This is a genomic window from Phyllobacterium sp., assembly GCF_037994425.1.
Lineage (GTDB): Bacteria > Pseudomonadota > Alphaproteobacteria > Rhizobiales > Rhizobiaceae > Phyllobacterium.
This window is the reverse complement of record NZ_JBBNAM010000419.1, coordinates 1-12,969: the sequence shown is the minus strand read 5'-3', so window position 1 is coordinate 12,969 and position 12,969 is coordinate 1. Positions and strand designations below refer to the sequence as shown.

The 12,969-nt window shown below is 54.9% G+C and carries 13 protein-coding genes and 2 pseudogenes; 11 read left to right on the top strand and 4 right to left on the bottom strand.

Annotated features, from left to right (window positions below; genetic code table 11):
* Nucleotides 1-19 precede the first annotated feature (19 nt).
* Nucleotides 20-829 (bottom strand): universal stress protein, encoded by an 810-nt coding sequence (locus AAAB35_RS27705; protein ID WP_340671554.1) that lies wholly within the window; start codon nucleotides 827-829, stop codon nucleotides 20-22.
* Between the two features lie 511 nt (nucleotides 830-1,340).
* Between AAAB35_RS27705 and AAAB35_RS27700 the strand changes: the two genes are divergently transcribed.
* The 4 genes and pseudogenes from AAAB35_RS27700 to AAAB35_RS27685 all read left to right on the top strand — a co-directional run.
* Complete coding sequence (locus AAAB35_RS27700; protein WP_340671553.1) at nucleotides 1,341-1,517, top strand: hypothetical protein; 177 nt, start codon at nucleotides 1,341-1,343, stop codon at nucleotides 1,515-1,517.
* A gap of 209 nt (nucleotides 1,518-1,726) precedes the next feature.
* Nucleotides 1,727-1,902: pseudogene (locus AAAB35_RS27695) on the top strand (serine endoprotease DegQ); the annotation flags it as partial.
* A gap of 666 nt (nucleotides 1,903-2,568) precedes the next feature.
* On the top strand, nucleotides 2,569-2,742 hold the full coding sequence (locus AAAB35_RS27690; RefSeq protein WP_340671552.1) for a hypothetical protein: 174 nt from the start codon (nucleotides 2,569-2,571) through the stop codon (nucleotides 2,740-2,742).
* Between the two features lie 127 nt (nucleotides 2,743-2,869).
* Nucleotides 2,870-3,068 (top strand): annotated as a pseudogene (locus AAAB35_RS27685) (transposase); the annotation flags it as partial.
* A 126-nt stretch (nucleotides 3,069-3,194) separates the two neighbouring features.
* On the opposite strand, the gene AAAB35_RS27680 reads toward AAAB35_RS27685, so the two are convergent.
* Nucleotides 3,195-3,542, bottom strand: a complete 348-nt coding sequence (locus AAAB35_RS27680) for an SPW repeat protein (protein WP_340671551.1) — start codon at nucleotides 3,540-3,542, stop codon at nucleotides 3,195-3,197.
* Nucleotides 3,543-3,725: 183 nt separating this feature from the next.
* Between AAAB35_RS27680 and AAAB35_RS27675 the strand changes: the two genes are divergently transcribed.
* The 6 genes from AAAB35_RS27675 (at nucleotide 3,726) to AAAB35_RS27650 (ending at nucleotide 8,155) form a co-directional block, all read left to right on the top strand.
* The gene (locus AAAB35_RS27675) at nucleotides 3,726-3,872 is read left to right on the top strand and encodes a hypothetical protein (RefSeq protein ID WP_340671550.1); all 147 of its coding nucleotides are present in this window, start codon (nucleotides 3,726-3,728) and stop codon (nucleotides 3,870-3,872) included.
* 369 nt (nucleotides 3,873-4,241) lie between these two features.
* Nucleotides 4,242-4,898 carry a helix-turn-helix domain-containing protein gene (locus AAAB35_RS27670; protein ID WP_340671549.1) on the top strand — a complete coding sequence of 219 codons (657 nt, stop codon included), beginning with the start codon at nucleotides 4,242-4,244 and terminating at the stop codon, nucleotides 4,896-4,898.
* 332 nt (nucleotides 4,899-5,230) lie between these two features.
* Nucleotides 5,231-5,503 carry a PepSY domain-containing protein gene (locus tag AAAB35_RS27665; protein WP_340671548.1) on the top strand — a complete coding sequence of 91 codons (273 nt, stop codon included), beginning with the start codon at nucleotides 5,231-5,233 and terminating at the stop codon, nucleotides 5,501-5,503.
* A gap of 7 nt (nucleotides 5,504-5,510) precedes the next feature.
* Entirely contained in the window at nucleotides 5,511-6,071 is a 561-nt protein-coding gene (locus AAAB35_RS27660) for a cytochrome b/b6 domain-containing protein (RefSeq protein ID WP_340671547.1), read from the top strand.
* Between the two features lie 6 nt (nucleotides 6,072-6,077).
* Nucleotides 6,078-6,755: a response regulator transcription factor gene (locus AAAB35_RS27655; protein WP_340671546.1), complete on the top strand. Its 678-nt coding sequence runs from the start codon at nucleotides 6,078-6,080 to the stop codon at nucleotides 6,753-6,755.
* Between the two features lie 65 nt (nucleotides 6,756-6,820).
* Nucleotides 6,821-8,155 (top strand): HAMP domain-containing sensor histidine kinase, encoded by a 1,335-nt coding sequence (locus AAAB35_RS27650; protein WP_340671568.1) that lies wholly within the window; start codon nucleotides 6,821-6,823, stop codon nucleotides 8,153-8,155.
* Between the two features lie 417 nt (nucleotides 8,156-8,572).
* Here AAAB35_RS27650 and AAAB35_RS27645 read toward each other — a convergent pair whose 3' ends face one another.
* A complete protein-coding gene (locus AAAB35_RS27645; RefSeq protein ID WP_340671545.1) occupies nucleotides 8,573-10,267 on the bottom strand; it encodes a SulP family inorganic anion transporter in 1,695 nt (564 codons plus the stop codon).
* Between the two features lie 26 nt (nucleotides 10,268-10,293).
* Nucleotides 10,294-11,700: a DUF2252 domain-containing protein gene (locus AAAB35_RS27640; RefSeq protein WP_340671544.1), complete on the bottom strand. Its 1,407-nt coding sequence runs from the start codon at nucleotides 11,698-11,700 to the stop codon at nucleotides 10,294-10,296.
* An 807-nt stretch (nucleotides 11,701-12,507) separates the two neighbouring features.
* On the opposite strand from AAAB35_RS27640, the gene AAAB35_RS27635 reads away from it, so the two are divergent.
* A complete protein-coding gene (locus AAAB35_RS27635; RefSeq protein ID WP_340671543.1) occupies nucleotides 12,508-12,813 on the top strand; it encodes a hypothetical protein in 306 nt (101 codons plus the stop codon).
* Nucleotides 12,814-12,969 lie beyond the last annotated feature (156 nt).

Genomic DNA, 12,969 nt, shown 5'->3' with positions numbered 1-12,969 from the left:
GTCCAAGTATACAAATCGTTCAGTGCATCATGAGTACAGGGAGCGTCGGGCAATCGATCATCGACTTGGTAACCCCGCCGAAAAGCCGCTCGCGCAAACGCGAATGGCTATATGCTCCCATGACCATCATGTCGGCGGAAATCTCGATTGCATGTTGCTTAAGGACCTCGGCAATGGGCCGTCCCAAGCTTGGCACTCGATCAATCGTTACTTTGGCGCCATGCAGAGTCAGATAGGCAGCAATATTGACCCGCGCTTCAATATCAGTCGCATCCGCCGATACTTTGGCATCAATCATCGTCACATGGACTTTATGGGCTCCAGCCATCAAGCCAATCGCCTCGCGTGCAGCCCGCGCGGCCTCAATCCGCGAATCCCATGCAAGCAACACCGTAGCGGGGCGCAATGTTGGCCACCTGCCAGCGGGAATAATTAGAATCGGTCGGCCAGAATGGAAGAGTGCGCCATTTATGGCCGGGGCTTTGAGATCAGGCTGGTGCAGCAGATCGGGACCAATAACAGTAACATCAGAAAAGCGGGCACGCTGCCCGATCATTTCGTCGGCCCCATCGCTATCAGCGTAACAGATGCCAACGTCGGTCAGGATACCATAAGCGTTCGCAAGTGATTTGATACGCTTCTGACGCATTTTGATCGCGGCGACATCCGCCTCGCGCTCCAAAATCCAGGCATCGGAAACCATTGCGCCGTGTCCGCCCATTGGGAAAGGCGCCAGCCCCACGACAAGCACGCTCAAATGCATATCAAGCTCCCGGCAGAGATTGATTGCATTCATAATATCCCGGTCACATCGGTCTGCGCCGATCACGCAAAAGATACTTTTGCACGGCATGGCATGTGTCCTTCCACTTCTATTTGCTAGACTTATGCCGATGGGCCTGGCTTTCCTTGCGCTAAATCAAAGCATGACGAGATTCCCCGATAGGCTTCGGAATTTCTGCCATGATTGGATCAACACAGCGTTCCTAATTTCCGGCATGTGCACCTCTTGCTGGCGGGGGAAAAAAGGACATCTTGAAGGCGACTCCCGCGAAGGCTTCAATTTCTAGTGCCTCTCAAGAAGAGCGATATATTGATCCGGCAGAATGGCAGGCCAACCGGGAAAAATGCCGCGTCCGCCATTTTCCGACGCTATGAGGATCGATCGCTCCCGCCTGCGTAACAAGTCGGGCCGTCTGTGGCATTTCGACTGCGCTGCCGGGACAGCGGACGATGAATCGGCTTTTCACTCGGGCGGCCAAGTGCTGTGTGCCAGGCCAATGAGGTTGTTATCGTTACCGTTGACCGCGATGCCGACACTCTCCCGCAGGAGAGCATTGATGATGTTGCAACATTTTTTGCGCCGCCACAGCAGCGAAATCATCACGGACAAGTCTGAGAGGGGAAGTCTCATCCGTTTTACAAAATCGGTGGATGCCGAACTCGTGGTCTCCGGGCGTATGGTCATAGCAGATTCAGGGAATGGGTGTTCGGTGGCGTCACTCGCTCCTTATTGAGCGAAGAGAATTTCATCCGCCTTATGTCGAGCTGAAACGCTTTTGACATCAAGCATTGGCAACTCGGCGATCGAGAGGTTCTGGTGTGAAGGGTAACGGGTGAGCGATGAACCCGAATTTCATGGCAGATCGCAGGTAATTGCTCGTCATCTCGCCGGTCTTTGATCCAGCGCAAGGCCAAGATTCTCAGCGCCGAACCGCCACCAGCGGAAGCAAGATTGGTCGGTTCGGATTCGGAAACGGACATCGCACTGATCGAAACCAGGGCTGATGGTCTCACCGCTACCTAAGGGTTGGAGACTATGTGGTTGCTCTTGGCAATCCCTTTGGCCTCGGGCAAACCGCGACATTGGGCGTCGTAAGCGCCCTCGGTAGACCGGGTCTAGTGGGATTCGTTGGGTTTGATGTCCATGGAGTTTCAAGTCTGGCCCGGCCCGGTACATCCGCGCGAAAATTGACTTCAGTCTTGGGATGAACGGTCACCGCGCGACCTGGCTGAGGCGAGCTTCGCCCGCTCTTGAGCGAGCAAACCCTCAAGAAGGCTTCGCTTTTGTTGGTCTTTTTCAAGGTTGAGGTAGTTGACGAACGAATCTATGTTCGCCTGGCAAACGAACACATCGCGATTATTTCGGTCGCGGTCAGAAATTTGGGCCATATCATGCCCCCATCCCCATAATGACTACAGAGAGCCACAGCAATTCAGACTAGTTTAAAATCGATTTTTATTGAGCCGCCACTTACCTAAGGCCGCTGCTCGAGCATGGCTGCGCCAGAGCGTTAGGTCGGGGGCCGGATTGTAACATGGCGATGGTTTCCTGATTGAGAGACAAGAGACCTTGGAAAGCCGCTATGGCGTAGGCTCCCGACAACGCGCCGGTGACACATTCGGGCGATTGACAGGAACGCGAGTGCAACTAGTGGATCGGGCGCTTACGCGCCTAACAGAGCCGTAAATCGCGCATCAGCGATCTTGCCATTAGCGAGAGTATGAGCCAACTTCTCTTGTTGTGCGCCTTCAGAATAGGCATCGAATGACTTCGAGAGGAAAAGAATGACTTTTGAAGAGCCGCCGCTCAGCACCGTTGGCATCGAACCTAAAGACGGCAAATGGTTCGTAACGGTTCACGAGCGAGGACAAGTTGCGGAGCGTGCATTCGGTACCGAGGCCGCCGCAAAGGAGTTTGCCAAACAGGAAGAAAGGCGCTTGGGCATTGGCAGGAGATAGTTTTCTAGGGCGTTGGTGCGTAGATAGCTTCTGAATGGTCTCGAGATAGATAAAGGAGCGGTTCCCATCTCGATCGTGGTCTCATGCCGAACAAACCAATGCCGCTCGCCGTCATCACATCGCGAAGATGAAATTCAGGGTGATGAACTGGGTGGAATATGAAGCAGGCTTAGGTCGTCGTGGCAGCCTGACGTTATGGGATCACGCCAGAAGCGTTGGCAAAAATGGCTGCTCCCCGGCGCAGAACTTCAGTTGGGCAGGCCCGCTATTCCGACCTCGCGATTGAGATGACGCTAATGCTGGGCTGCTCGTTTGGATTGCGTCTGCCGCGCTTAAACGAACCGGATCCAGGAAACTTCTTCGGCAGCTGCGTTTAAAGATGTCGAAGCCATCTCCAGACTGGACAAGCCTGTCGGACGTCTGCGACGAGCCAATTACTGGACAAAATGTGTCTACCTTTTTACCTTTCTTGCCCAAGTTCTAGCAATCGCCAGTACAATGAGAAGCATCCCCATTCCCACCGCATTCCAAGTCGCCGCTTGTGAATCAGCGTATTGAAGCAACCACGGCGAAGCCACGAGCCACGAACCAACCAAGACGATAAACCTCTCTGCTTTCCAATAAGACAAGAGAGCTCCGTACGCGAACATGGCTACAGTAAATCCAGTAAGCCCAAAATTCCAGTATACTGCATCAAAACCCGTTGGCCCGTTGGCAATGGACCCGACAACCCAAGGGCAAATGAACAACCATGCGCCGGCCAACGCCAGCAGGATGCCCAGCCAGTCAATCTTGTTCATTCTTATTCTCTCTGCTACAGACCGATTTTCAAGTATTTATGAAACTCTAACGGTTACAGAAATAGATGACATTGAGCTGCGTCAAATCCGCAGCTCGACAGGCGCTATGTTTGGCATAAGTAAATTCTGCCGAAGACTTCAATCAATCCAGGTTGTACCAACGGGCACGATCATGGAGGTTAAGTGAACCTGCTAATGGCTTCGTCCCGAGAGCACCTGGCGCTTTCCCGGTTGATCGACAACCGGCTGGCCGCCGGAGCGTCGATGATGCAGATGAACGCAGTGCTTGCGCACCTCTCCATCCGCAGTCTTGCTCGCGTTTGCGCTTGAGGTTGAAGGTTATGTTGTTCTCTCGTTGAGAGCCTCAATACTGCCCTTGCATCACTCAATGCTGCCGAGGCCAGGGTGTGTTGTCGTCAACGAAAAAGCAATTTTGAGCGATCCATTAGCGCTGGCTGCAGTCCAACGTTTTCCACAAGTTCATATTCCTGTTGATCGACCGCTCTCAACCCATTCCGATCGGCACGGGGTCCAGGTGTCGAAAGCCCATCTTGGGTAACGCATTGATAACGGCCGTTAAATCGACCCAAAAAGCTGACGCGCAGGTCCATTTACGTAGAAACGCGTAGGTACATAAACGAATTTCGCAGCGTGATGATTTCAGCGAGGGTTATCCATCAGATTGAATGGGAGATCGTCATGCTAGCCTACACGACATTCCAACTTTCACAGGAGCCCAGATCGGATAGTTACGGTCGCTCGACCGTTCCATTGCCCTTCGGTCCCACTCACCCGCAACAAACTTCGTTTCATGCTCCGGGGTCCGAGATTTACGCTCAAGGCGAAAAGGCGGGAACCATTTACCAGGTCGAGTTTGGCGCTGTCCGTGTCTATCGGTTGCTCGCCGACGGTCGAAGGCAGATCAGCGCATTTTATCTGTCTGGAGAAGTTTTCGGTCTTGAGGCCGACGCAAACCATCATTTCTTCGCTGAAGCGATAACGAGCACGAATCTCCGCCTGTTTCCGCGCCTGAAGCTCGACGATGTTTCTCAGGAACTGTTCTCGCTGACATTGCGCAGTCTGACGCGCGCGCAGGAACATTTGCTCGTTCTCGGTCGTCAGACTGCAGCCGAGCGGGTGGCTGCGTTCCTGCTCGATCTGGCGGAACGTCAGGGGGGATTGGAACAGGTGGAGCTTCCTATGTCACGTATGGACATCGGCGATTATCTTGGTCTCACCATCGAAACTGTATCCCGCGTGTTTTCCAAGTTGAAGGACAAGGGGATTATCACCCTTCCAACGATGCGAAGCGCCGAGATCAAAAAGTGGAAAGCTCTTCAGGCAATGTGTGAGTGAGTGCCCGTCGACGATGTAAATCCACACTTGTGCTGAATGATGCCTTCACCTCGGTTTGACCCGGATCAATGTGCTTCGGGATTCGGCCAGGCAGCGGCCTCCTCAAAAATGCAGCGGCTCCTGCGAAGTGAGTGGGTTTAAGCAGCCTCACCGACGAGTAAGCAGGTCACTTTTCAAACCTTCTCAGATTGAGAACCAAACTCCACTTCCTAACAAAATCGGTACCTTAACACGGCAAATGAAATTATTCTTTGGACAGCAATTCGACAGCTTGGTCCGACTATGAAGTGTTCGCCGCTCCAATCCCGGACGCGGAAAAAGGAACTTACCTCATGAAACTCAAAGCTGTCGCGGCCTTCTCGATCCTACTGCTTTTGCCAGCCATCGCCTTAGCAAGCCCTGCCTGTACCAAGGAGCCAAAGACGAAATGGATGTCGGAGACGGATATGCAAAAGAAGATATCCGATCTGGGTTACAAGGTGAAAACCTTCGAAACGACAGGAAGCTGTTACGAGATCTACGGTTGGAACAAGGACGGGAAGAAAGCTGAGGTCTACTTCAATCCCGTCACGGGCGACATCGTCAAATCGGAAATCGATGGATAATCCAATCATGGACCAATTTTCGATCGACGTGGAGGGGAATAGCCCCTCCACAGGCCCAACCATGGAGGTCTGGGACCCAATCGTCCGGCTGTTTCACTGGACCGTTGTTGGCGGTTGCATCCTCAACCTCTTCATACTGGAAGAAGGCAAGTACTGGCACCGCGTGACGGGATACATCATAGCGGCTGTGTTGGTGGTGCGCCTTTTGTGGGGCGTCGTCGGAACACGCTATGCGCGGTTTTCGCAGTTTTTTCCGACGCGGCGCAAAATTGTCGAACATCTGCAGGATCTAAGGGAGGGTCGCACCAATCGCCATATCGGTCACTCTCCGCTTGGGGCGGTGATGATGTTGGTCCTTATGACGCTGCTGACCCTTAGCTGTCTAACAGGTTGGCTCATGGGGACGGATGCATTTTGGGGGAACAAGTCTCTCGAATCGATCCATGCCCTGTCAGGTAACGCGATTATGGTGTTAGCGCTACTGCACGCGGCATCCGCGATCTTTGAAGGCTGGCGACTACAGGAAAACTTGGTTTGGTCGATGGTTACAGGCAAGAAACGGAAATGAACCAAGATGCGAGTCCTGCTTGTTGAAGACAGCCTACGTCTCCGTGAGCTCATCGGAGAAACGTTGCGCGATGCAAATTGGCAGGTCGACGCATTTGCAACTGGAGAGGACGCTCGTCATGCCATAGCCGGAGCCGACTACGATATCGTGCTACTCGATCTCGGACTGCCAGACGAAGATGGGATCGAAACACTTAGGTCGTTGCGCGGAGCGGGACATGCAGTTCCGATATTGATCCTCACAGCAAGGAGTTCGATCGATGAGCGCATCGGCGGGCTGGATGCAGGGGCAGATGACTATCTTGTCAAGCCGTTCAACAATGGAGAACTCCTCGCCCGCATGAGGGCATTACTTCGGCGTTCGCCGCAGACTGTCATGCCGGAGCTCGCATTTGGGAACCTCACCCTCAATCTCGCGACGTCATCAGTCGTTTGCGGAAGCGATCAAGTTGCACTCGCACCTCGGGAGAGCGCCGTGCTTGAGCATTTGATGCGTAATGCAGGAAGAGTCTTGCAGAAGCGCAGGTTGGAGAATGCGTTCTCGGAATTTGGCGACGAAAAAACGTCGAATGCTGTGGAACTGGCGGTATCCCGGCTTAGAAAGAAGCTCGACGGTTTCGACACGGGTCTCTCGGTCGAAACCGTGAGAGGCGTCGGCTATATGTTATGCGAAAAAAATCCTTGATGCCAAAGCCGATGCCGCTTGGACAGATCGTCGCTCGACGCATCGTTCTCTTCGCTTTGCTGGCGATGCTGGCGCAGCTGTTGATCGTTCTTGCTGACTATTATTGGAATGACGAGGAACTGGGGCGGTTGCTCGTTGAACAGGAAGTTGCAGAACTTGCTGCAGGAATCAAGACGCTCGGAGCCTCAGCGGTTTTCGAGCTTCCGACAGAATTGTCAGATCGCTACGGGAATCAGACAAGCGGGTATTTTGCGCGCATTCGCGACGCATCGGGGCAAGTCCTATTCACCAATTGCGCCGATCAGTGCGTTGAACATTTTCTTCCGATCGATCTCAAGGCTCCGGATTTCTGGCTTCGAATTATAAATCCGGGCAAGCCGCTCACACTTGCTGGCGGTGAAACCTTGCGCATGGAGCACCAGTCCTTCGTTGTGGAAGTAGCAACAATCGGTGACCCCAAGAAACGCGTCGATGCTGTGCTCTGGCATGAAGTGACTGACCATATGATAGTGCCCATGGGGATTCTCGTCGTGTTTGTCCTCGGCGCAACCTTGTTATCCATTTCCACGGCGCTTCGCCCCGTGCGACGGGCCGCGAGAGAGGCAAAGGCTATAAATGGAACCGATGCGTCATCCCGTCTCGATACCATGGGCATGCCACTCGAGGTGGCGCAGCTAGCTGGAGCCGTAAATGCCGCGTTTGAGCGTGTGCGCCATCTGATGGACGCTCAAAAACTGTTGACTTCTGCCATCGCACACGAGGTTCGGACACCATTAGCTATTATCAAGCTGGAGCTTGAACGTATCGACCATCCGCGTGCTCGAAAGGCCGAAAATGACCTCGATGATCTGGTGCGGTTCGTCCACCAATTGTCCTCACTGGCAATTTTGGACGGAGTGGATCGAAGGCAGTTTCATGCGATAAATGTCAACAAACTTGCCGAAGAACTTGTCCAGAGTCTGGCTCCATGGGTCTACCAGCTGGAGCATTCAATTGCCTTTGAGCATGCGGGCGACCTAGTCGTTCCCGCGATCGAAAGCTTGATACGCGATGCTCTGCGAAATTTGATCGAGAACGCCGTCAAACATACCGCCGCCGGTACAGCGATCACGGTGAAGGTTGATGGCAATGGCACGGTCAGCGTTTGTGACGACGGGCGTTCCAGGCTATCGCCTGGAGGTTCAATTAGAAGCGGCACACGCGGGATTGGGCTCGAGATCGTTGAACGGATTGCATCGATACACGGAGCCAAATTCGGGTTTGACAAGAAATGCTGCAGCACCTGTGCAGTGTTGTCCTTCTCAATTTACAGTGACCCATCTAAGCTCGAGGGCACGGGCAGCGGTCTTCTGGCAGGAGGACATGAAAGTAACGGGGTTGGATTTGGCCTCTTAGACTAGAAACGACTTACGAAGCCATCAGCGGAACTTTCTCCTGGTTGCAATATTACAAACTGCCTGCCCCGTCACCCCACTCGAGGCGCGGGTGTCCGCTATTGTTGAGCTAGACGCGGCCCGCCTTACGCGCGTCCTGCTTGGTCGCCCGCTTATGCTGACGACACCCCACATTGCTTCTCTGGTCGGCGGCGCGACAAATCCTGACGAACTTGCAGGAGATATGCAATCATCGAAGCGGTGAACAACAAAGGCTTGGCATTGTGTAACCTTCTCCGAAAAGGGTTCAGAAATCTCTTGCCCGTTAGAAACATTGTACGAACGGTACGTGCATCTTGCCTGATTTCCGCCGGCTTGGCCCTTCGTGAGCGTCGAACCGATATGTTCAAGCTTGATAAGTGACGCGGCGGCTGACTGGCGAAGTTAAAGTTCCTGGCTCTTGAGGACTTCGTCGAGGGTGCGGCGTTCGACGCCGGCTACCTTTTCTTGAAGATTGTCGGCGCGCAATAAATCCCTGGCCCGGCCATGCGCACCAATGATCCGCAAAACAACGTTCCGCGCGGCGAGCTCGCCATGAAGCTTGTGCAGCATGCCCGAGCCCGCGAGATCAAGCAGGGGCGATGCCGAGAGATCGCAAACCACCAGCTTCAAGTCTGCATGCTTTGCCGTTTCAACCCGGTCGAGAACCGCGGCAAGGACCGTATCCGCATTTACATAGATGAGGTTGCTTTCCGGGCGAAACGCGATGGCATGCGCAAGTGGCTCATTTTCTGGATGACGGTCGACATCCGAGTAGTCATTTGTGCCGGGTATGCGTCCGAGGAAGGCGACATGGGGACGAGAAGCGCGGATCAGAAGCATAATGATTGATGCGAGCGCGGCCAGCAGGATGCCTTGCAGGATCCCGAGTAGCAAAACCGCAACCAGCGCGATGGCCGCCGCGTAGAAATCAACCCGGCTTACCCGTGCCATGCGCAGCAACTCCGGAAAGTTGATAAGCCCTGCGACGGCCGTGAGGACCACAGCGGCGAGCACCGCCTTTGGCAGGTTTTCCAGCAAACCCGTAAGAAAGAGCAGGCAGACCGCAAGCGTCATCGAAGCGAAGACGAGCGCCAGTGGGCTGCGGGCCCCCGCCTTGTCATTGACCGCGGACTGAGACAAACCTCCGGCCACAGGATAGCTTTGCCCGAGTGCAGTGAAGAGATTGGCGGCACCAATGCCCAAGAATTCCTGTCGCGGGTCCATCTCGTAGCTGTGCTTGGCGGCGAAACTGCGGGCAGCCGAGACGCCTTCAATATAGGCCAGCAGCAAAACGCCGCCCGCCAATGGCACAATTCCCTCAACGTCACGAAGCCTGAGCGCGGGACCCTGTAAGGACGGCAGACCAGGCGGGATGACGCCGGTGATGGGCACGCCCATGGCTGGTAGGCCGAACAATGTGGCAGCAGCGATTGAGAGGCAGACGACGGCCAGCGCCACCGGGCGTCCTGGGAATAGCCGATCGCCCGCAATGATCGCCAGAATTGCTGCAAGTCCGACCGCCAAGATGGTCAGGTTGATCCCGCCGATTTGGCCCAAAATCAGAACGAGGCGTTCAAAGAAGTTATGGCCTCCTCCCGGGACCCCGAACAGGCTCGGAAGTTGTGTCATGGCAATGGTCAGGCCGGCACCTGTTTTGAATCCGACCAGGATGCTGTCGCTGATCAACTTGACCAACACACTAAGGCGCAAAGCCCATGAGATGAGGGCAAGTCCCGCGACGGTGAAAGCCGCGAGACTCGCAATCTGCGCATAGCGTAACGCATCGCCATCCGCCATCATTGCGACGGAGCTGGCGATCATCAATGAGATGGCAGATGTCGGCCCGACAGCCAACTGGCGCGAAGAGCCGAACAGGGCATAGCCCAATCCGCCAAGGAGATAGCCGTAGATGCCGACCTGCGGCTCCAGCCCAGCAAGCGTCGCATAGGCCAGAGAAACCGGGATGGCATAGGCAGCAAGTGTGACACCCGCCACTGCATCGGATGGTAGGTATGATGCACGATAGTCTGGCAACCATTGCGCCGGCGGCAGGAATGAAAGCCACTTCCGCAGGCCATGGTTTTCAGTCTTTTCCATGATGGGTGCTGACTCCCGGATGTTCACTAGAGCTCAGTAAATACTTTGATCTTCCCCGTCTTGACGGCCGACTTGAGGGCTGCGTGGTCGCGTTCCGCCTGGTCGGCGTATGCAATTGCGAAGCTCGTGATTGCCTTGTCGAAGACATCGTTGGTTGCGCCGAGATAGCCTACAATCGTTGTCACATCCCCGGTCTTTGAGTGGGCCCTGGCGAGGACCCAGCCACAAGCCTTTGCATAGGCCTCCATGAACGACGCGTCGAAACTCTCGATCATTGGCTTGATCTTGGCATCACGGAGCTGGCGTACATAGAACTGTCGGCCATTCGGTGCAGTGACCCATCCGAGAAAGATATCCGATACCGGCTGCATTAGCCGTTGGCCGATGACGACACGCTCACCCGAATGCTCATGAGCACTCTTGCCAGCATATGGTTCGAGTACCGAGGGTGCCGCTTCCTTGAACTGAAGAAACAGTGGATCGTTGTTTGCAGACATCAAGAGGGCTATCCAGCATCTGCGTCCGACGCTGCCTATCCCGACAACCTTGATGGCGGCGTCTATAATTTCGTACTGGTCGAGAAGGTGGCGCCGGTCCTCGGGCAATGTCTTGCGATAGCTGTCGAAGACGGCCTCAAGAACCGTCTGGAACTCGGCTGTTTTTGCCGCCTCGGGGTGAAAGATCAGCGGCGGCTGTTCGCGAATACGCACTTTGCCAGCCACCGTGCCAGCAAGCTTCGGGAAGTCGAGCTCTGAGCCGTTGCTCGAGGCAATCTTGTCAATCCGGTCGCGAAGAGGTTTTTGGTCGGCGCGTGGCAGGCTTTGTATGAAGTCTGTAGCTGTAACCCTTTGATACCATGCTTCCAGCGGGCTGAGCTGCGAGAACTTCGAGAGATTCCTGCGATAGCTACGTACGCTGGCCTGTGCGCAATCGCGCGCCTTGGCATCCGAGAGGCCGACAAACCGGGCGGCGAGCACGACTGAGGCGGCCAGTCGTTTGATGTCCCATTCCCATGGTGCCGGCAGTGTCTCGTCGAAGTCGTTGATGTCGAAGATGATACTGCGTTCCGGTGTGGCGAATCCGCCGAAGTTTGCAAGGTGACAGTCGCCGCAAGCCTGAACATTGAGACCGGACGTCGGTGTTTGCGCCAGGTCGGCGGCCATCACTGCAGCGGCACCCCGATAGAACGCGAAGGGTGATTGCAGCATGCGGCCGTACTTGATGGGTATCAGCCGTTCGATACGCCCGGCATCCGACTCCTGCAGGATCGCGATTGGATCTGCGCGGCCGCGTTTAGCCTTCCAGATGCTATGATCTGCGCGCTGCACCTTATCGCGCAGCGCCTTTCCGGCTGCCAGACGATCTTCTCGGGAAAAAACGCGAAAGACGTGATCGACCGAAACGGCAGTCCGGAAGGGTTGAACGTTGTTCATGCTCGAACATCCTTCTGCTTTTCACTATCAGCCAAACGATCGGAGTTGGGAAGCTACCCAAATGGCTAGTGTGAGCGCTCTCCAAAATCTCTATCATCGCATACCTGAAGGCGCGCAGCTGAACCGCCGGACTTAGACCTTACCAGGCTGGTAGGTCAGCGCTTGGCTTTTTTGCCCTTGGTCAGGTTGCTGACGACACCATGAGTCCATTGGTTCTGGGTCTTGACTGAAACTCCTGTCGTACCAACGTAAACAGCGGTCAAACTTATCCTCGAGCTCCACCGCACGATCTATTCTTGGATCATCGTGCCGCAAGAAGATCGGTCACCTCGGGCCTACGCTCCGGCATCTCCAGTCCGGCGAGAGGACAATCCCGGCCGGATCTCTCAAGCTGGCGACGCTGACGCGCGGGATACGCATTATGATCGTGAGGCAATTTGCTTTTGCAGTCCTCCAACATCTCCCAATGAAGTGGGCTGGAGCGCGTATTCCTGATACTTCGCCGGTCCTGGGATGGTACAGCCCTAGCGGCCATCCCAGTCCTCGGGTCGCGTCGAGCCCCAGCGCACAGTTTAATATAAGAGGACACTTTTGCCTTTGATCGAAATCAATGCTCGACCGGCGTTGCCATGCCATCGTGAACAAGATCGCGACGTTACAACCGTCTGTTGGGGCATCCGCAAGGATCAAAACCTTCCATGGCGATCATTCAGAAACGCGTGGGAAACCAGCCAAGATAGGCTGCGCGGATTGCGGCTTGCGGAAAGTTGATTCACGTCGCGCACGATGGCAACGGAGCGATCGAGCATGAAAGATCCAGAAGTTTTCATGAAAGACAAACGTTTGGAAACGGCTGTCTATGTCTGCGAAATTGCGACTGAAGATACGACGTTGGTGGTCGATATATACACACGCGACCCGCACAATGCGCATCAGACGTTGTTGGATTTGAAAGCGGCCATCGACGCGCTGCTTGAGGAATGGAACCCGGGCGATTACACCCAAACAAAGGAGCCGCACGTCTACCATTCAGGTGTGATGTGGCCACTTCATATATCGCGGCCGGCTGCGACCAACCGAGTGCTCGAAGCCACCGATGCGGAGACGCGCTAACCACATTTTCGCAGATCGTCGATCGTCGCCTTTGAACACGGTTATCTTGGCGTATGGATTACAACGACAATCCAGACTGGCCGGCGGGCACGCGGCAAGTGCTGCTAACGACGCGCAATTATCCCTGCTTCGCCATAGTGTTGGAGTATCTGGAAG